Source organism: Serpentinicella sp. ANB-PHB4 (genome assembly GCF_031432315.1).
Classification (GTDB): Bacteria; Bacillota; Clostridia; order Peptostreptococcales; family Natronincolaceae; genus Serpentinicella.
In genome coordinates, this window is record NZ_JAVKGO010000002.1 from 196,925 (window position 1) to 216,775 (window position 19,851).

Here is a 19,851-nt window from a genome sequence, read left to right on the forward strand (position 1 = left end):
GGCAGGTAGATAAAATGGCAATAAATAACTTTGTTAAAAGAATTCAAGATGTCATGCGAAATGATTCAGGAGTAAATGGAGATGCCCAAAGAATAGAACAAATTGTATGGGTTTTATTCTTGAAAATATATGATGCAAAAGAAGAAATGTGGGAATTTCATGACGATAACTATGTTTCTATAATCCCAGAAGGACTTAAATGGAGAGATTGGGCAGTAGATAAAAAAGATGGTGAAGCCCTAACAGGTGATGCCCTACTTGACTTTGTAAACAATAAACTTTTCCCAACCTTAAAGAATTTAGAAATTGATGAAGAAACCCCTATGAGTCAAGTAATTGTTCGCTATGCCTTTGAAGATGCCAACAACTATCAAAAAGATGGTGTGCTTCTAAGACAAGTTGTTAATATAATCGATGAAATAGACTTTACAGAATACAAGGAAAGACATGAGTTTGGCTTTATTTATGAGTCATTTCTTAAAGATTTACAAAGTGCTGGGAATGCAGGGGAGTTTTATACACCAAGGGCAGTGACAGACTTTATGGTAAAAGTAGTAAAGCCTCAACTAGGGGAAAAAATAGCTGATTTTGCCTGTGGAACTGGTGGTTTTTTAACCTCAGCCTTAAGCGAGCTTGATAAGCAGGTGGGAAATTCCCTTGAAAATAGGGAAATCTATAACAAGTCTATTTATGGGATAGAGAAAAAAGCCTTACCCCATATGCTTTGTGTCACTAATATGCTGATTCATGATATAGATGATCCAAACATCCTACATGGTAATGCTCTAGAGATGGATTACAAAGACCTTCGTAAAATGGAGCCCTTTGATATCATTCTAATGAATCCACCATATGGAGGAAGTGAAAAGGATAGTGTAAAAGTAAACTTCCCAACAGAACTGAGAAGCTCAGAAACAGCGGATTTATTTATGAATGTGATCATGTATAGACTAAAAAAACAGGGTAGATGCGCAGTAATCATTCCAGACGGATTTTTATTTGGAACAGATAATGCCAAATTTAATATTAAGAAAAAGCTCTTCAGTGAGTTTAATGTCCATACAGTGGTGAGAATGCCCCACAGTGTATTCGCACCCTACACATCCATTAGAACCAATATCTTATTCTTTGATAACACTGCGCCTACGAAAGAAACTTGGTTCTATCGAGTGGACATGCCAGAAGGCTATAAAAACTTTTCAAAGACAAGACCGATGAAACTAGAGCATTTAATGATGCCCTTAACTGGTGGGAAAATAGAGAAGAAATCGAAGTAGAGGCTTTCCCAAAAGCGAAAAAATATACAGTGGAAGAAATCATAGAAAGAAGTTACAATATTGACCTTTGTGGTTTTCCTCACGAAGAAGAAGTTATTCTTGAGCCAATGGACTTGATTCAAGAATATCAAGAAAAAAGAGCTTCTCTTAATGCAGAAATCGATCACGTACTAGAACAAATTACTTCTATGCTTGGAGGTAATTAAAATGAAGGCACAAGACTTAAAAAACAGTATCCTTCAACTTGCCATACAGGGAAAACTGGTAGAACAAAGGGAAGAGGAAGGTACTGCAAAGGAATTAATAGAAAAGATACAAGTGGAAAAAGAAAGGCTAATTAAAGAGGGTAAGATTAAAAAGACCAAACTACTGCCAGAAATTACAGAGGATGAAAAACCGTTCGATATTCCTGAGAGTTGGGAGTGGGTTAAATTAGAACAACTCGCTACTATAACAGGAGGGTATGCATTTAAAAGCACTAATTACACAGAACAGGGTGTAAGGGTGATAAGAATATCAGATTTTAATGAAAGAGGATTTGTTGACAATAAAATTGTAAGACATCCTTATGATGACTCTCTTCAAATGTTTTTGCTTGAAAAGAATAATATCTTGTTGTGCATGACAGGTGGGACTGTTGGTAAGAGCTTATTTGTTAAAGAAATAGATGAGCCTATGATGACAAATCAAAGAGTAGCAACAATTAAAATCAGCCATAGTTTGTTACCAGAGTATATCAACTATATTATTCTATCGTCTATAATACAAAACATTATAAGAATAAGTAAAAACTCAACTAATGACAATATTTCGATGGATACCATTAAAAGGTTTCCTATCCCCCTCCCCCCACTAGAAGAACAAAAGCGTATCGTAGCAAAGATAGAAGAACTAATGCCTTATGTTGACCAATACGATAAAGCCTATACTGAGGTGGAGGAGCTGAATAAAAAGTTCCCAGAGGATATGCAAAAGTCGATTTTGCAATATGCCATCCAAGGCAAGCTAGTAGAGCAACGAGAAGAAGATGGAACGGCAGAAGACCTTTATAAGCAGATTCAAGCAGAAAAAGAAAAGCTGATAAAAGAGAAAAAGATTAAAAAGACAAAGGCACTTCCAGACATTACAGAAGATGAGATTACATTTGATATTCCTGAGAATTGGAAGTGGGTTAGGTTAGAACAAGTATGTGAATACATACAAAGAGGGAAGTCACCAAAATACTCAGATATCCAAATGTACCCAGTTGTTGCACAAAAATGTAATCAGTGGTCAGGGTTTAGTCTAGAGAAAGCAAAGTTTATTGATCCTAATACCATAGAATCTTATAAGCAAGAAAGAATCTTACAAGATGGAGATTTGATGTGGAATTCAACAGGGTTAGGAACCTTAGGAAGAGTAGCAATATACGAAGAAAATAAAAATCCATATCAGTTTGCTGTTACTGATAGTCATGTAACTGTCATTAGATTATTAAAACAATATGTTGATTTTAAATATCTTTATTTTTATATTGCCAATCCTACTGTACAAAGCGTAATTGAAAAGCAATCGTCCGGAAGTACGAAACAAATAGAGTTAGGTACTAATACAGTGAAAAATTATATTCTACCCCTCCCCCCACTAGAAGAACAAAAACGTATCGTGGAGAAGATAGAGGAATTATTACCATACACAAAACAACTAGTAAAAAAGGTGGATTAACTACCACTAGGGCAGGTGTAACCCCTACAGATTTCTACTTACACGACCACGTGCGCCTCGTGTGAAAAACCGTATAATTCAATAGGGGGTATACTGAAAACAAAAACAAGTGCCATATAGCTCGGTACGCCTTGATATTAATTGCGTCAGGCTTGGATGACTTAGAATTGCTAAAGAAGGAAGACTTTATTATTTGCCTGAAAAATAGATAAATTAGATAGCAATATGCTCCCCAAGACGTTAAGTTTAGGGGATTTTGCTTTTTGAGAGAAAAGGTCTCATGAATAGTTAAAATCCAGAAAAAGTATAAAATATACAGGAGAAATTTTGTATTAATGGGTGTCAAGGAAATGACAATATTTTATTATTTTATAGCACTGTAATCATTGACAAAACTATAACAATGCTTTACAATTATAGTTAATGAAAATCATTATCGTCGATTTTTAAAAATTACAAATAGATTCAAAATGAGGAAGGACGTGACTTTGTGTGGCTGTAGAAATTAGTAGATTACATAAAGGCAATAAAGTGATAAATAAGGTCTATCAAACTTCAAATAGATCTCTAAAACAATTAACATGTGGGGAACAGGGTAAAATTGTGAATGTGCCACCGAATTCCTATTTAGCCTCTCTAGGATTTAGAATGAATAAGATCGTGACTATCATGGCAAAGGGAGCACTTAATGGTCCTATACTATGCTCTATTGACGGGAGAAACATTGCTTTAGGTCAAGAGGTTGCTCAAGACATTATAGTAGATTAAATTAATGGATAGCGTATTTTAAATTATAGAAGTGAGGAAATTGTATAATTACATTATTTAAGGTTCTCATAGAATAAATATACAAAATGTTACCTGAGGTCGCGCCTCATTTGTTGACTTGTATCATTGAATTTATAATAAAAAACAAGTCGACAAATTCGAAGCAGGGAAGGTATATTTTTTATATTTATTCGTCTAAATTTAATTATGTAATTTCCTCAAGTATGTGAATTAATTAAAAGTAAACATCAATATAAGTTGGAGCTTCAACTTATATTGATGTTTTGTGTTGAAAGAGGAAATTTCAGAGACAACCGGAGGTTTTAAAGTATGAAAAAGTTGTTTACATCCTTAGAAAAAGTAGTCTGTAGATTTCGACCAACCTTTCAACTATATCACAACCTATATAGGGATGTAGTAAAAAAAGAAGTGGAGTTGGCCAAGATTACGGAAGATGATATTGTACTAAATATAGGCTGTGGAGCAATACCCTTTACAGCCCTTCATATAGTGGAAATGACTGGAGCAAAAGTAATTGCTTTAGATAAGGATCAGGAAGCTGTTGAAATGGCTCAAGCGTGCTTGAAAAAATATGGATTAGAGAAAAATATTGAAGTCAAACTAGGAGATGGAACACCAGAAGCACTTCCTACTTTTACAGCAGCACTTGTTGCCCTACATATAAAAGATAAGGAAGAAATGCTTGATAATTTGATGGCTGTTGGCCCACCAGGGGGCAGGATTATTTTTAGACAACCGGTAGATCAATTTAAAGAAGAATATGGCTACTTATCAGAGAAATATCAGCCCAATGGGAAATGCCTACATAGGATGAAGGCATTTAAAGAATCTTATCTATTTTTAATTCCGTAGGTGGGAGTAGAAAAGACTGGAGGCAAATAAACTTGAAGAAAACCTTTTTATTAATGGTGGGGGTCGTATTATGTTTAGTAGTTGTCTTTATACTTGGCTGGGAAGAAGTATATAGTATTATCAGTCGTATAAGTATAACTCAATTGCTATTGCTAACTATGTTACAGCTTGGTACACTGTTTTCTACCACCTATATATTGCATTACTTATTAAAACAAAAATCTCCTAAGGTTTCCTTGGGAAGCGTCTTTGGTATTAATTTAGCAGGCTCCTTTGTGGAAAGTGTAACTCCTTCTGTAAAGGTGGGGGGAGAAGCGCTAAAAGTATATTTAATGCAGAAAGAAACTGGACTGGAATATTCACAGCTTACTGCTATCACTTTAATGAGTAAGTTTTTTTCTATGCTACCTTTTTTAGGGATCAGTTTTGTAACCTTAGCAGTGGCTTTCTTTAGCTACGAAGTCCCTATATTTGTTTATGTAGCCTTTATAGGTTTGTTATTATTTTTTATACTTTTTTTACTCTTATTTAATTTACAAGGATTACATTTGCATGTATTGGCAAACAAGATTTTTAATAAAGGGAAAATTCGCCACCCCCTACTTACTAAAATACTTCATAAAAGCACTAAAATATATGCTTTTATGATCGAAACTTCTATACAGTCAAAAACACTTATCAGCGCTGGCCATAAAAGGATTTTTCTTTTTAGTATTGCCTTTATGGTATGGGCCTTGTATCCTGTGAAGGTATACTTAGTAGCTAGGATGCTTGGTTATGAATTAAGTGTAATTGTAGTGATCATCGCAACTTATACAGCATATTTAGTAAGTATGGTACCTCTATTACCTGGTGGGTTAGCTACCTTTGAGGGAAGTATGGCTTTAGTTTTAGCTTATGAGCATTTAGCTTCTCATGAAGCATTTTCCATAGCTTTAATGACCCGTGTAATTACCTTTTGGATTCCTTTATTGATTTCGGGAGTCGTAATGATTTACTATTTAAATAAAGCAAAAACATTAAAACAACCAAACAGTAAAAATGTTGAAAGCAGGTGATTTAAGTTGGCAAGTAATTATCAGGATAGACCTAATATTCTCATGATAGGACAACCCAATATCGGAAAGAGTGTAATGTTCAATCATCTTACCGGTTTAAATATCAGTGTTGCAAATTATGTTGGAACTACAGTAGAATTTACTGCAGGAGAAATTAAACTAGGGGATCATAGAGCTAATCTAATAGATGTTCCAGGAACATATACGCTTGAAATAAACAACGAGGCAGAACGAGTAGCTGTTGAAATGCTTCAAGGAAGAATCAGTTCTAAAAAAATAAATAGTTGTCATGAGGATGCAGGAATTGAAGATTTTACAATAAATCATAGACCTGAAGCGGTCATAAGCGTAATAGATGCCCATAATCTTGAAAGTAGTTTATATCTTTTCTTTCAGGTGCTAGAGTACGGAATCCCTACTATTGCAGTACTTAATCGTATGGATTTGATTGAAGATCGTGGAGAGAAAATTGATGTAGAACTACTTTCTCAAAGACTTGGTGTGCCAGTAATTCCAACGGTAGCTGTGGATAAAAAAGGGGTTAACACCGTAAAGGAAACCCTAGAGCAGATGTTGTTTACAGGAGCTTCTAGTGATGGGGAGCAAGTTCATATAGAGGAAAAGTCAGAAGTCCAAGAAGACCTTTGGAAAAAGGCAGAAAAGATTACTCAGGAAGTGAAGACGAAACCTAAAACAGAGAAAAAAACCAAAAGACAAATATGGGGTGAACGCTTAGTTAAACCATGGCCAGGCCTTCCCTTAGCAGGAATTATATTAATGGCAGTTTTTGGAATTGTTGTGGGTGTTGGTATGGGTCTACGCCGATTTATTTTACTTCCATTATTTAGAGGTCTAATTATCCCTGCTATTAGTAGCGTAATAGAACTCGTTGTTCCTCAAGGATTTATACTCGAGGTATTAATCGGAGAATATGGGATTTTTGTCAAGGGGTTAGAATGGCCCTTCACTTTAGTATTACCCTATGTAATTTCCTTTTATATTGCTTTAAGTATATTGGAGGACTGTGGGTATCTACCAAGACTAGGAGCATTATTGGATGGCTTATTAAATAAATTAGGTTTACCCGGATCTAGCATGGTACCTTTACTTTTAGGCTACGGATGTGGAATTCCAGCTATTATGGCCACCAGACAATTAAGTACCCGTAAAGAACGTATCACAGTATCTACTATGGTTTGTTTAGGAATACCCTGTGTTGCTCAAACAGGAGCCTTTATTTCCTTATTAGCTGAAAGATCTATCTTAGCACTATTGATGATTTTTATATTTTCATTTTTCGTTATTTTTCTTGCAGGCCTAATCTTAGATAAGCTTCTACCGGGAAGCCGGCCCCATACCATAATAGAAATTCCGGAGCTACTGCTGCCTAAGGGTGAGGTGATTTTTAAGAAGGTATGGTCAAAGGTGAAAAATTATCTTGATGAAGGCGCCTTACCAATGATGGCAATTGTTGGAGTTGCTGCAGTGCTTTACGAGTCGGGAATTATGGAATTCATTGGAGAACTCTTTAGTCCCTTAGTGGTTAACTGGTTAGGATTGCCAGCAGAAGCATCGGTGCCATTAATATTAGGAGTTCTTAGGCGAGAACTGACAGTAGTTCCACTAGTGGAAATGGACCTAACCATGCTACAATTATTTACAGCATCTGTGGTAGGATTATTATATGTTCCTTGTGTGGCGATACTTGCCACCCTTGCCAGAGAATTTAATCTGAAGATGACTGCAGTTATATTAGTACTAACCAGCACATTAGCATTTTTAGTAGGTGGAATCATTATACGAATTGGTGGTTTATTTGTATAAGAAAAAGCGCTTCAGGTTCTTTTATAGAAATTAAAGTAACAGCCCAACGGATTGATATGCAATTATATTAATCCGCGGCTGTTTTTTATTTTTTCACTTCTATAATAATGTGGTTCTATCTACATGGAAGATCTAATCAAGAAACAGAAAGAATTCTTTAATTCGTACTTAAATTTTATATATTAAGCATGAAGAAATTAGGGTATGTAAATTATAAATCATTTAAATTATGTGAGGTGATTAAATTTGCGGACTGCTAAAAGATTAACAGAAGCTTATAATAATGCTAAAGTAGCGTATATTGATGAAAATTCGAAATATGTTTTTCTTAGTGACTGTCATAGAGGTGCGGGCAGTCTTGCTGACGAGTTTACAAGGAATGAAAACGCCTACAATTATGCGCTTAAGCATTATTTCAATAATGGATACACGTATGTAGAAGCAGGAGATGGAGATGAACTCTGGGAGCATTCTAAATTCGCAAACATAAAAAATGCCCATCATGAGACGTTTGAAAATATTAAAAGATTCTATGATGATGATCGACTAATTTTAATTTATGGAAATCATAATATATATTTGAAGAACCAAGATTATGTTAGAGATAATTACTACACTTATTATGATAGCTACTACGAAACTGAACATGAGTTTCTATATGGAATTAAACCACTTGAAGCATTAGTATTGAAAGTTAAAAAAACCAATCAAGAAATTCTAATTGTTCATGGTCATCAGGGTGATTTCTTAAATGATCAGTTTTGGTTCTTTACGATGCTATCCCTAAAATATTTCTGGAGATTCCTTCACGCTTTTGGTATCCAAAACCCAGCTAGTCCTGTAAAAAATGCTGAAAAACGTCATAAAATCGAAAAAAACTATAAGAAATGGATTAAAAAAAATAAAATGATGCTCCTTTGTGGACACACCCATAGGATCAAATATCCTAAGCATAATGAGCTACCCTACTTTAATATGGGGTGTTGCGTTTATCCTACAAGAATTACAGCTATTGAAATATCCGATGGCAACATTCAATTGGTACAGTGGCAGACAGTACCTAATCATAAAGGAACCCTACAAGTAAAAAGAGAAAAAATCCAAGGGCCTGAACCTATCGAGAAATTCGATATAAGGTAATTTATAGTACAATTAAAAGTTAATATATCATTGCTTAATTGGTAAAAATATTTAGAAGAATATGAAAGTACAAACTAAAAATCTTGGAAGGACAAAAAGTTATATTTAATAAACTACTGTATTAGTAAGATAAAAGAAATAATTGTTGGTTGTATGGAAAACGGTTATAATAGTGTACAACTTACAAATAAGGAATGAGGGCAATAAAATGGACGGAACGATACGAAATAATATAAAACAAGGAACAAAGGTTAGAGTAGTTCAGAAACAAGATCAAAGGACAGGTAAATTAACAGAGGGTGTAGTTTTAAAAATACTTACAAATGCGCATAAGCATCCCCATGGCATAAAGGTAATGCTTGAGAGTGGTATAGTAGGTAGGGTTAAGGAAATATTGAGTTAAATATTTAGCTCATGTATATAACATAATTAGGGGTATTAAGTAGACATTTTAAAAGAAACTGACTTTTCGATACATATGAGAGGAGAGAACTGTTTAAATACAGGAAAAATGTGAATGAAAATCAAAAAATAGACGAAACACAAAAACCAACTACAGTTTTTTATGCAGCCGGTATCATTGTTTTATTATTTGTAATATGGGGAGCGATTTCACCTACTTCTCTAAATGAAGCAGCCCAGAGTGGTCTTTCCTGGACAATTGAGAACTTCGGTTGGTTCTATATGTTAATTACTGCTTTCTTTGTCTTTTTCGTAATTTTTTTAGCAATTAGTCCCTTTGGAAAGTTACGCTTAGGTAAACCTGAGGATCAGCCAGAATATACCTGGTTTTCATGGATTGGGATGTTATTTGCAGCTGGAATTGGTGTCGGTTTTGTTTTCTGGGGTGTTGCTGAACCCATTCTTTACTATTTAGAACCGCCTGTTGGTATAACACCAAAAACAGCTGATGCTGCTGTTGCTGGAGTACGTTATGGCGCTTATCACTGGGCATTACACCCATGGGCGATTTTCTCATTAGTTGGGCTAACGTTAGCCTATGTACAGTATCGAAAAGATCAACCGGCACTTATTTCATCGGCTTTTTATCCTTTAATTGGTGAAAAAATTAATGGACCTGGAGGGCAAGTGATTGATACATTAGCTGTAATCGCGACATCAACTGGTGTTGCAACAACTTTTGGCTTGAGTGCAATGCAAATTAGTGGAGGACTATCCTACTTAACAGGCATACCAAACACTGCTTTAACTCAAATGAGTATAATTGTAGTTGTAACGATTCTATTCATGTTCTCAGCTGCTGGTGGTGTTGATAAAGGGATTAAGATTTTAAGTAATATAAACTTAGTGATAGCTGGAATTTTATTAGCATTTGTTATTTTGGTCGGACCAACGATTTTTATATTTGAGAACATGGTATCAACATTAGGCGGTTATATTACAAACCTTGTTCCAATGAGTTTAACTTTAACACCTTTTTCTGATTCCCAATGGCTGGGAACGAACACGATATTCTTTTGGGCGTGGCATATATCTTGGGCGCCATTTATGGGTATATTTATTGCACGTATTTCAAAAGGCCGTACGATTCGTGAGTTTATAGCTGGCGTATTAATTGTACCCTCTATCCTTGCGATTATTTGGTTTAGTGCGTTTGGTGGAACAGCACTACATGTTGAATTGTTTGGTGCCGGTGGTATCAGTGAACTTGTTTTATCAGAAGTCGAGATTGCACTATTTGTAACACTAGCAGAATTGCCGCTTAGTGCAATAACAACGGTACTTGCTGTTGTTCTTATTCTTGTTTTTTTTATCACATCAGCGGACTCTGCTTCCTACGTACTTGGTGCAATGACTTCAAAAGGTACATTAACGCCAAAAATGTGGGTAAAGTTAGCTTGGGGCTTTTTAATTGCAGGTACTGCTAGTGTCCTTCTTTTATCAGGCGGTGGGGGCTTAGATGCACTACAAACTGCTTCTATTATTACTGCACTGCCATTTGCACTTGTAATGCTAATGATGGTTGTTTCAATTTTAATCATGTTTTCTAAAGATTTACGGGCTGTACGTAAGCAACGTGTACATAGAGAACGTAAAACAATAGAGAATCAGATCCAGTCTTCCATTTTAGACGATGTTAAAGAACATGTTTCAGAAGAATTTATAAAATCCGATTCTGATCAAATGAAGACAGAATTAAAAGAAGAAATTTATGATGAAGTAAAAGATGAGTTATACGAAGAAATTAAAAATGAAGCGAAAGAAGAACTGTACGAGGAAATCAAAGAAGATATATATAAAGATATCAAAGAAGATCTTTACGAGGAAGTGAAAGAAGGGTTCAAAGAAATGTTTGATGAGGATAAAGATTCGTAAGAACTAAAAATTTTAATTGTATTATAAAATTTACCAACTAAAGTGACAAACATCTTAATAGAACAGATCAATACTCAAATAGAAATATACTGAATTTTTTCCGCTTCAGCATTAAAGATATGTGCTAAACCTAATTCTTCAAAAGCGATAGATGCTAATAGTAGATTGATAACATCCTCTCTGTCAATATCGATTTCTGGCGTTACATCTGGAATATTTGGAAATGACATAATTAAACCACCTTTCACTATAATATAAAAGAGAAAGACATTTAAAAAGAATAAAGCCGTAACAATACTTATTTTATAGTAGTGTTATGGCTTTATTCTTTTATAAAGGAAGTGGATTAATTACAGTTATATAAAGAAAAAAACTAATATATACCATAGACTTTATTTATATCTTGCACAAAAACGATTCCATTACCTGGCTTATCAATTTCCAAATCTTCTTTAACGGAGCTTGCAATTGCATCTGTTAAATCACACTCAGAAATGATTAAAACTATTTCTTTCTCAGGTTCTATTTCCATGTTCAGTTTCTTTAAATACACACCATAATATTATGACTTTTCTTAAAAGTAATATGTAAATAGTATTCATGAAAAAATATGAAAAATCACTAATGAAGTCAAATTAAAAAGTGGAATAGCTTATAGAAAACTAAGTTTTTAAAAGATAATGCAAAAAGAGGCAAATTCATCATCCTAGAATATAATACAGTGAAGAAATAAACATACTCTTTACGTCATGTAAATTGAAATTTAAAGTGGATAAAACCTAAAGAGATATGTGATTTTATGATCAAAGGAAGGAGAAAAAGTATGAAGCCTTATGTGAGTACATCCTATCATGCAAGCCAGCTTCAACCAATTTTAACTGATAATCCAGCTATTTCAACTTTAGTTCTATATAAAGAATTATCAGGGTTTCCTAACTATGGAAACCCTAGTGGTAATGCTGATATTCTTTACAGAGGAAATCAAGGGGTATGGACCTTCGAAGTACCTCCTTTTTTCTTCATACCAGGGCTCTTGAGGGCACAACTTTTTATTAGAGCTGTATTAGATGACCGAGCTGCTACTCCAGTAGGGCAATATTCTGCTACTATTAGCATCAATGATAGAATTGTGCATCGTGGCCCTTTGCCACTACAACATGGTAGACCTTTTGGGCAACGTTTTGTAAATTGGGGTACATTGATCTTTGATCTATCAAATATTAGACGAATTAACAGAATAGTCATTACAAATACCTCTACTGGGTTACCGGATGATTGGATTGGGTTAGACTGGATGGAGATGAGATTCATCCGTAGATAATTTAAAAGAAAAATTTATATTTTGCCTTAGTTAATATTAATAAGATTGTTAAAAGCATTTTTTCTAAAAATAGCACACTGTTTTTTGAAATGCATACTTTATATTAAGACTAGAGATAGTTAAATATTTAAAGGAGAGGTGACTAGCATGTCAGATATCGTTAAAAAAGATACAGGAATCTTAGGAGGTATATTTAGAGGCAATAGTAGCTTGTTATTTTTCTTCTTGCTACTAGTTATTATCCTGTGTAACTGTCCTGCACTGAGAGGTATAACAGGGGATGAATTACTATTCTTCTTCCTAATATTAGTAGTATTATTTATGGGTAGAGGAGTATGCGGAGGTTTCTAAATAGGATAAATAAAGAAGCTAAGATTTTAAAAACCCATTAACTTCACTCAATAAATCAAACCTTCAAAAGTCTTAGGGCCTAGCTCTAGGACTTTTTCCTGTTTTATTTAGATTATTAGTCCTAAAAATAATATGTTAGATAATGAGAAAAATCGGGTAGGTTTTTACTAAGGGTAATAATTTAGAAAAATATTAAAAGGAGGCGTAAAAATGAAACTAAAAGGTAAAACAGTTGTAATTACAGGCGCAGCATCGGGCATGGGTAGAGCGCAAGCGCGTTTGTTTTCAAAAGAAGGCGCCAACGTGATTGCAGCAGATATTGACAAAGATAGTCTAGATAAGGTTGTGAAAGAGATAACTTCTAATGGCGGACAAGCACTTGCTGTTCAAGCGGATATATCGAATAGAGATAGTGTTAAAGACCTTGTTAAAAAAGGAGTAGAAGAATATAGTTCAATTGATATTCTATGTAATACAGCAGGTATTCTTGATGACTATAGCCCTAGTTTAGATACCTCTGAAGACCTTTGGGATCGTATTTTTAATGTAAACTTAAAAGGGATGTTTCTTTTAACAAATGAGGTTTTACCACATATGATTAAAAAAGAAAAAGGTGTTATTATCAATATAAGTTCTATTGCAGGGTTTGTTGCAGGGGGCGGCGGCGCAGCATATACGTCTGCAAAACATGCTGTTGTTGGCTACACAAAACAACTTTCCTTTGACTATGGAAAACAAGGTATTCGAGTCAATGCCATTGCCCCAGGGGCTATCAAAACAGGGATGACAGAAGAAATCCTAAAAGACGAGGATGCACCAGTTATGGAGACTATAAAAAGCGTACCAGCTGGGAGATATGGACAACCTGAAGAAATTGCTAACTTAGCATTATTTTTAGCTAGTGAAGAATCGGATTTTATTCACGGAGCCATAGTTCCAATTGACGGAGGTTGGCTTGTAAAATAATAGGCCTCTACAAGTACAAGGAATATCGTAGAAGTACACTACTTAAAATTTATTACACGAATAAATCATAGAGGAGGTTTATAATGGGAATTATTGCTTGGGTTATTTTTGGTGCCTTAGCTGGTTGGCTTGCTAGTAAGTTTACAGGCAATGATGCACAAATGGGTGCTATGGAAAACATTATAGTAGGTATTGTTGGAGCCGCCATTGGTGGTCTGGTTTTTGAACTTATTGGAGGCTCAGGTGTAACAGGATTCAACTTATGAAGTTTATTTGTCGCAATTATTGGGGCAATTATTTTACTCAGTCTAATTAACAGTATAAAGAGGTAGTAAGAAAAGATTGTCACAATATACTTTTATCAAATAGGATACAAAGTTATAAGAAGAAATTTACCATTACAAAAGCCGCCTAAAAGGCGGCTTTTATAATGATTACTTAATGATTAATTCTTGACCAGGATAAATTTGACTCGGATTGGAAATATTATTCTTTTCTAAAACATCCAAAAAAACTATTTCTGTGCAATAAGATCATGATATAAAATACAATTAAATGAAAATATTGTCACTGTCTATAATGATGCAAACTCTCTATAATTGGATGTAACAGCAATTAGAGAGAGTGTAAAAGGGATTAAGGAAAAAATAGGATTATATCAAAGATGATTAAATTGTTTTGGAAGAATCAATGGCTGTAAATCTGACTAAGATTATGTTCAGAAAAGACAGCAGCTACTAGTATTAGAGTGGGAGACCCAAGATGAGAAAATGGTTTAAGTATTTTTCAATAATGTTTATATTTGTAGCAATGCGCCACCTTATCTCAAGCATAAACCAAGGGATCGGTTTTATTTTCGGCGTGGTAGGACTAGGTATTATTTTATACCTTTGGGATGGTAAGAAATTATAAGGTTGAAAAAGATAAAATTTTAAAAAGGTCTTGTACAGTGTACAAGACCTTTTTTATTCGTTTAATAAAAATAAAGATAATAATAAAGTACGCTGTAAAAGTTCTCCACGATGTACAGCCTCATTTGGTGTAAATAACCCTTGGCTAACTGGTCCAAACCCACAGATAACTGGCACACTCCAAGGCACACTACCTGCTGCAGAGGATAATAAACCAGATTCATAACCAAAAGGCAATTTCCAGTCTTCTGATAACTTAAATAACTTTTCAATGATTATACTTTGCTGCTTCTTATTTCGTATTAAAGGTGGTCGCTCAGCAAGTTTTTCTATAAAGACCCTTGCATCAGATCGATTTACTTTAAAAGTATCTTTAATTTTATCTTCAATTTCGTCTGCTAAAATTTGATCTATAAAAGTAACACATACAGTAGCCCTTACTCGATGGGGTAATAAAATGCTATAACGCTCTGTGTGAACATCTTGAACAGATACTGTAGTTTTTTTATTATGACTACTTAGTTCTTTTAATTGTTGTGCATTATTAATAAAGTAGCTTAAGACATCTAGTTGATTATTGTGATTTCCAATTCTTTGCGGGTTTCCTTCAACCAGTATGCTGTATTTTTTTAAACCTCTTCTCTGATCAACTACTTTCCCATTCTTATATCCCGGTTGCAAAACGATTACTTGATTTGCCTCTTCTGAAGCCTGCTTAAAGGCTTGATTGCTATATCTCATTTCACGACCTTCATCGGAGTATAAAAATACACCTATTTTTTTATTGTGTAATTGTTTAATAGACCTAAGTGCATCAAAAGCCTGAAGCATTAAAATCATTCCTGCTCTTGTAGAAGCAATACCCTCACCAAAGAGCCATTCCTGCTCCCGTCTAAAGGGTACAGGGTATCCACCTTTATCTCCTGGGATATCGATAGGAAGTACTAATAATGTTCCATCCTTAAAACCTGCCTTAGTCTCCCAGGTCCAAGAGGAACTACCGTTTGTATATTGTTCCGAAGGCTTAAGTCCAAGTCTTGATAGTCTACCATCTAACTTTCTTAGTATAGTACTTAAACCTACAGGATCATCGGTACGGCTAGAGATATTTGTGTAGTGCTTGAGCTCTTCTTCCATTCTGTCACGATTTTTAGTTAAGTAATGGAATAATTCACTCGAATCATCCTTTGATTCTTTTGTACTTTGACTATGAACAGTTGTTCCAAAGTACCTTTCAGTTGCAACATCTATCAGTCTATTGATTAATTTGTTATAATTAAGCCCGACATTTTCAGCCGCATAAACATAGGAGCCACTTTTTCCTAAACTTGCCATTGAGTTTACTTCAAGAATGTAGGGGTTTCCTTGAGCATCGATACGCAAATCAACTCTAGCACTATCATAGCATCCTAAGGCTTTAAACGTTTCTATAGCTAAGTGTTGTATTTGTTTTGTTTGTTCTTCTGATAATCGTGCAGGGCATATTTTTTCTACTGTTCTGCCACTAATACTTTTTTTATCTTCAAAGGTATAAATAGGCAATCCTTCTCCAAAATCCAACTCTACTGGTGGCAATGCTTCTATAGGGTCATTGCCTATTAGACCTACGTTGACTTCCTTACCTTCGATATACTCTTCCACAAGCGTTGGGGATTTGAAGGTATCATATATTAATTGTACACCTTCTCTTAGTTCCTCTTCATTGTAAGCTATTCTAAGACCAAAGGATACAGCTTCATTTTTAGGTTTTACGATTAATGGATATTTTAAATCTTCAGCAATAATTGAATTAGGTTCTTCTAAAACAGCAAACTTAGGCGTAGGTAAACCTTTTTGAATTAATATCATTTTAGTAATAACTTTATCTAATGCAATCCCATGAGTTTCAGGACTAGACCCAATATAAGGAATGCCAAGCATCTCTAGTATGCTAGGTACATGCATATATCTTCCTTTTCCTTGTATACCATAGCTTAAATTAAAAACTAAACCAGGTCTTTCACCAGAGATTACGGAAGGCATAAATTCTTCTAAGTTCCTTATAATATTTTTATCACCTTCAAAGGTTTTAACTTGATGTCCACCGGATTTTATAGCATCCTTAATAATTTTTATCGTACTAAGACCATATTTCTCGCGATTAGGTATTCCAAACAAATTAATAACTGCCTGACTTTCTCTATTGTAAATAATCGCAACTTTCATATTCTTGTTTCTCCTCCTGGTTCGTTTCAATTTTATAATAACAATTTATTTTAACGCTTAAAATCCAAAAGAACAATATAAATTTTAACAAGTAAAGAAGGTTTATTTTATCTATTTGTTCTACGCAATTTAATTATACAAGTCTTTATTAAAATATAGAGATAAGTTAAAAATCATAATTAAGAAAAGGGAAAGTTCTCACATATGTACAATGTTATAATTAAGTATAAAGATTTTTAAAAATACGTATTCGGATATAAAAAAATAAAAAAGGGTAAATGATAGTTATATTAATAATGAAGATGAATTCGCAAAGTTAAGGGGGCACTAAGATGAAAACATATATTATGGCATTAGATCAAGGCACAACCAGTTCTAGAGCAATACTTTTTGATCATAATGGAAAAACAATAGGAACTTCTCAAAAAGAATTTACACAATTTTATCCTAAGGCAGGCTGGGTAGAGCATGATCCAATGGAAATATGGGGGTCACAAAGTGGCGTTGCAAGGGAAGTGCTAGAAACAACAGGCGTAAGACCTCATGAAATAGCAGCAATTGGCATTACAAATCAAAGAGAAACAACAATTGTATGGGACAAAAATACAGGAAAACCCGTATATAATGCCATTGTGTGGCAGTGTAGAAGAACAGCATCAATATGTGATGAATTAAAGGCTCAAGGGATGGAAGCATATATAAAAAATAATACAGGGTTAGTAGTAGATGCATATTTTTCTGGTACAAAGATTAAGTGGATATTAGACCATGTAGAGGGTGCAAGGAAAAAAGCAGAGAATGGTGAATTGTTGTTCGGAACCGTAGATACTTGGCTAATGTGGAACTTAACAAGGGGAAAGGTGCATGTAACCGATTACTCTAATGCCTCTAGAACCATGTTGTATAATATTAAAGAATTAAAGTGGGATGAAAAAATATTGAAAATTTTAGATATCCCCAAAGCAATGTTACCACAAGTAAAGCCCTCAAGCAGTGTTTATGGGCATACTGATGATCAAACCTTTGGAGGTGCTGAGATTCCAATCGCTGGTGCTGCAGGAGATCAGCAGGCAGCATTATTTGGCCAAGCATGCTTTAAAAAAGGAATGGCAAAAAATACTTATGGAACAGGCTGTTTTATGCTAATGAATACAGGAGATAAGTTTGTACCCTCTCAAAATGGTTTGCTTACGACTTTAGCATGGGGAGTAGACGGAAAGGTTGAATATGCCCTAGAAGGAAGCATTTTTGTCGCAGGGGCCTCAGTACAATGGTTAAGAGATGAACTAAAAATTATTAGAGATGCAGAGGACACTGAATATTTAGCAACGAAAGTATCAGATGCAAACGGTGTATATGTCGTGCCGGCATTTACTGGTTTGGGAGCTCCCTACTGGGATATGTATGCCAGAGGTACAATAGTGGGACTAACTAGAGGTGCTAAGGCAGAACATATTATAAGAGCAACTTTAGAAGCAATTGCGTACCAAACTAGGGATGTGTTAGAAGCAATGCAAGAAGATGCAGGATTAGATTTACAATCTTTAAAGGTTGACGGTGGAGCGGTTATTAATAACTTTTTAATGCAGTTTCAATCTGACATTCTTGGGGTAAAAGTAGTTAGACCAGAGATAACAGAGACAACCGCATTAGGGGCTGCGTATCTTGCTGGATTAGCTGTAGGTTTTTGGAGCAATAAAGAAGAAATATCAAACAAATGGAAAATCAATCAAACATTTACACCGATTATGGAAAAGACAACAAAAGAAAAATTGTATAAAGGTTGGAAGCGAGCAGTAAACCGGGCACTAAAATGGGAACAAGAAGATGCAAAAGATGACTAAAAATTAAGGAGGGAAATAATGAAATTCTATGATTTTTCAGCTAAAGATATGTATGGAGAAGAAATAAAAATGAAAGTCTATGAAGGAAAAGTAGTATTAATCGTTAATACTGCAAGCCAATGTGGATTAACACCTCAATTTAAAGAATTAGAGACATTATATCAAACGTATAAAGATAAAGGTTTTGAGATATTAGGGTTTCCCTGCAATCAATTTGCTAATCAAGACAGAGGAAGTAATGAAGAAATTCATTCCTTTTGTCAAATAAATTACGGTGTTACCTTTAAAATGTTTGAGAAAATTGATGTTAATGGGGAGAGTGCACACCCACTTTTTAGATTCTTAAAAAGTGAGAGCAAATCATTACTAGGCAGTAATATAAAATGGAATTTTACTAAGTTTTTAGTAGATAGAAAAGGCAATGTAGTAGAACGATATGCACCAGTAACTAAGCCGCTTAAAATAAAAAAAGAGATAGAAAATCTTTTAGGTTGAATTGTTTAATATATTAATCAGATTCAAGCAAAATTCATAATTTGATTGAAATTGGATGTATTATTGAAAAAGGAATACTATTATTAAAATAGGAAAATCGATGCATATAAAATACTAAAAACCAGAACGAAAAAATAATTATTTTTAAATAATAAAAATAATTATTGACATTACAAATTTATTACCATATACTATGGGAAGTATAAAAAATTAAATAGTTTTCTTATCCAGAGAGGTGGAGGGACTGGCCCTATGAAACCCAGCAACCTAGAACGTTTTGTTCTGAGGTGCTAATTCCACAGGTATTGTACCTGGCAGATAAGAGTAAAAAAAAAAATTTACTTCTTGCTGTGGCAAGAAGTTTTTTTTGTATAAAAAAGGAGCATTCCTGTAATTAACTAAATTTGAACTTTGCAAAGAAAGAAACCTCGCAGTAAAATGAAATTATCACTGGCCAGTGAAATAAAATCATTTTATTGGAGGTCCTACTAATGAATTTTAACCAAAATAACAAAATTAATCAAGTAAAAGAAGAAACAATGGTCATAGGTGTTGATATAGGAAGTGAAATACACTACGCTAGAGCCTTTGACTGGAGGGGCATAGAACTAGATAAGGTATTTAAATTTCATAACAGTGAAGAAGGATTTGACAGGTTCTATACTTGGTTAGAAAAGATTAAAAACAGAGCATCTTACTATATATTGTTTCCCGCCTGTTTCAATTATTGCATACATGTCTTACACCTCCTCAAACCAGTCTCGCCAAATATAGGTA

General features: G+C 34.3%; 20 protein-coding genes, 1 pseudogene and 1 riboswitch. Of the genes and pseudogenes, 18 read left to right on the forward strand and 3 right to left on the reverse strand.

The window, feature by feature from the left end; translation table 11 throughout:
* The first annotated feature begins 14 nt into the window (after positions 1–14).
* The 10 genes from RH915_RS03500 to RH915_RS03545 all read left to right on the forward strand — a co-directional run bounded on the left by RH915_RS03500 (position 15) and on the right by RH915_RS03545 (position 10,981).
* Positions 15–1,277, forward strand: a complete 1,263-nt coding sequence (locus RH915_RS03500) for a class I SAM-dependent DNA methyltransferase (RefSeq protein ID WP_310477925.1) — start codon at positions 15–17, stop codon at positions 1,275–1,277.
* A 29-nt stretch (positions 1,278–1,306) separates the two neighbouring features.
* Positions 1,307–1,483, forward strand: coding sequence for a hypothetical protein (locus RH915_RS03505; RefSeq protein WP_310477926.1), 177 nt, complete (start codon positions 1,307–1,309; stop codon positions 1,481–1,483).
* 1 nt (position 1,484) lies between these two features.
* Positions 1,485–2,981: a restriction endonuclease subunit S gene (locus tag RH915_RS03510; protein ID WP_310477927.1), complete on the forward strand. Its 1,497-nt coding sequence runs from the start codon at positions 1,485–1,487 to the stop codon at positions 2,979–2,981.
* Positions 2,982–3,473: 492 nt separating this feature from the next.
* Positions 3,474–3,749: a FeoA family protein gene (locus tag RH915_RS03515; protein ID WP_310477928.1), complete on the forward strand. Its 276-nt coding sequence runs from the start codon at positions 3,474–3,476 to the stop codon at positions 3,747–3,749.
* 330 nt (positions 3,750–4,079) lie between these two features.
* Positions 4,080–4,622: a class I SAM-dependent methyltransferase gene (locus RH915_RS03520; protein ID WP_310477929.1), complete on the forward strand. Its 543-nt coding sequence runs from the start codon at positions 4,080–4,082 to the stop codon at positions 4,620–4,622.
* A gap of 32 nt (positions 4,623–4,654) precedes the next feature.
* Positions 4,655–5,680: a lysylphosphatidylglycerol synthase transmembrane domain-containing protein gene (locus RH915_RS03525; protein ID WP_310477930.1), complete on the forward strand. Its 1,026-nt coding sequence runs from the start codon at positions 4,655–4,657 to the stop codon at positions 5,678–5,680.
* A 6-nt stretch (positions 5,681–5,686) separates the two neighbouring features.
* Positions 5,687–7,504, forward strand: a complete 1,818-nt coding sequence (locus tag RH915_RS03530; protein ID WP_310477931.1) for a ferrous iron transporter B — start codon at positions 5,687–5,689, stop codon at positions 7,502–7,504.
* Between the two features lie 246 nt (positions 7,505–7,750).
* A complete protein-coding gene (locus RH915_RS03535) occupies positions 7,751–8,644 on the forward strand; it encodes a metallophosphoesterase (RefSeq protein ID WP_310477932.1) in 894 nt (297 codons plus the stop codon).
* A gap of 208 nt (positions 8,645–8,852) precedes the next feature.
* Entirely contained in the window at positions 8,853–9,047 is a 195-nt protein-coding gene (locus RH915_RS03540) for a YwbE family protein (protein ID WP_310477933.1), read from the forward strand.
* Positions 9,048–9,157: 110 nt separating this feature from the next.
* Positions 9,158–10,981, forward strand: a complete 1,824-nt coding sequence (locus RH915_RS03545; protein WP_310477934.1) for a BCCT family transporter — start codon at positions 9,158–9,160, stop codon at positions 10,979–10,981.
* Positions 10,982–11,055: 74 nt separating this feature from the next.
* Here RH915_RS03545 and RH915_RS03550 read toward each other — a convergent pair whose 3' ends face one another.
* Positions 11,056–11,211, reverse strand: a complete 156-nt coding sequence (locus RH915_RS03550) for a hypothetical protein (RefSeq protein WP_310477935.1) — start codon at positions 11,209–11,211, stop codon at positions 11,056–11,058.
* Between the two features lie 143 nt (positions 11,212–11,354).
* The gene (locus RH915_RS03555; RefSeq protein WP_310477936.1) at positions 11,355–11,513 is read right to left on the reverse strand and encodes a hypothetical protein; all 159 of its coding nucleotides are present in this window, start codon (positions 11,511–11,513) and stop codon (positions 11,355–11,357) included.
* A 291-nt stretch (positions 11,514–11,804) separates the two neighbouring features.
* On the opposite strand from RH915_RS03555, the gene RH915_RS03560 reads away from it, so the two are divergent.
* From RH915_RS03560 to RH915_RS03580, 5 genes are all read left to right on the forward strand, one after another.
* Positions 11,805–12,302, forward strand: coding sequence for a hypothetical protein (locus RH915_RS03560; RefSeq protein ID WP_310477937.1), 498 nt, complete (start codon positions 11,805–11,807; stop codon positions 12,300–12,302).
* A gap of 147 nt (positions 12,303–12,449) precedes the next feature.
* Positions 12,450–12,653: a hypothetical protein gene (locus RH915_RS03565; RefSeq protein ID WP_310477938.1), complete on the forward strand. Its 204-nt coding sequence runs from the start codon at positions 12,450–12,452 to the stop codon at positions 12,651–12,653.
* 210 nt (positions 12,654–12,863) lie between these two features.
* Positions 12,864–13,619 carry a 3-oxoacyl-ACP reductase gene (locus tag RH915_RS03570; protein ID WP_310477939.1) on the forward strand — a complete coding sequence of 252 codons (756 nt, stop codon included), beginning with the start codon at positions 12,864–12,866 and terminating at the stop codon, positions 13,617–13,619.
* 83 nt (positions 13,620–13,702) lie between these two features.
* Positions 13,703–13,885, forward strand: coding sequence for a GlsB/YeaQ/YmgE family stress response membrane protein (locus RH915_RS03575; protein ID WP_331618288.1), 183 nt, complete (start codon positions 13,703–13,705; stop codon positions 13,883–13,885).
* 496 nt (positions 13,886–14,381) lie between these two features.
* On the forward strand, positions 14,382–14,531 hold the full coding sequence (locus tag RH915_RS03580; protein ID WP_310477940.1) for a hypothetical protein: 150 nt from the start codon (positions 14,382–14,384) through the stop codon (positions 14,529–14,531).
* Positions 14,532–14,584: 53 nt separating this feature from the next.
* Here the strand turns inward: RH915_RS03580 and RH915_RS03585 are convergent, their stop codons facing one another.
* A complete protein-coding gene (locus RH915_RS03585; protein ID WP_310477941.1) occupies positions 14,585–16,735 on the reverse strand; it encodes an ATP-grasp domain-containing protein in 2,151 nt (716 codons plus the stop codon).
* A 332-nt stretch (positions 16,736–17,067) separates the two neighbouring features.
* On the opposite strand from RH915_RS03585, the gene glpK reads away from it, so the two are divergent.
* From glpK to RH915_RS03600, 3 genes and pseudogenes are all read left to right on the forward strand, one after another.
* On the forward strand, positions 17,068–18,579 hold the full coding sequence (gene glpK, locus RH915_RS03590) for a glycerol kinase GlpK (RefSeq protein ID WP_310477942.1): 1,512 nt from the start codon (positions 17,068–17,070) through the stop codon (positions 18,577–18,579).
* 18 nt (positions 18,580–18,597) lie between these two features.
* A complete protein-coding gene (locus tag RH915_RS03595; protein ID WP_310477943.1) occupies positions 18,598–19,074 on the forward strand; it encodes a glutathione peroxidase in 477 nt (158 codons plus the stop codon).
* Between the two features lie 220 nt (positions 19,075–19,294).
* Positions 19,295–19,399, forward strand: a riboswitch (SAM riboswitch).
* Positions 19,400–19,565: 166 nt separating this feature from the next.
* Positions 19,566–19,851: pseudogene (locus RH915_RS03600) on the forward strand (hypothetical protein); the annotation flags it as partial.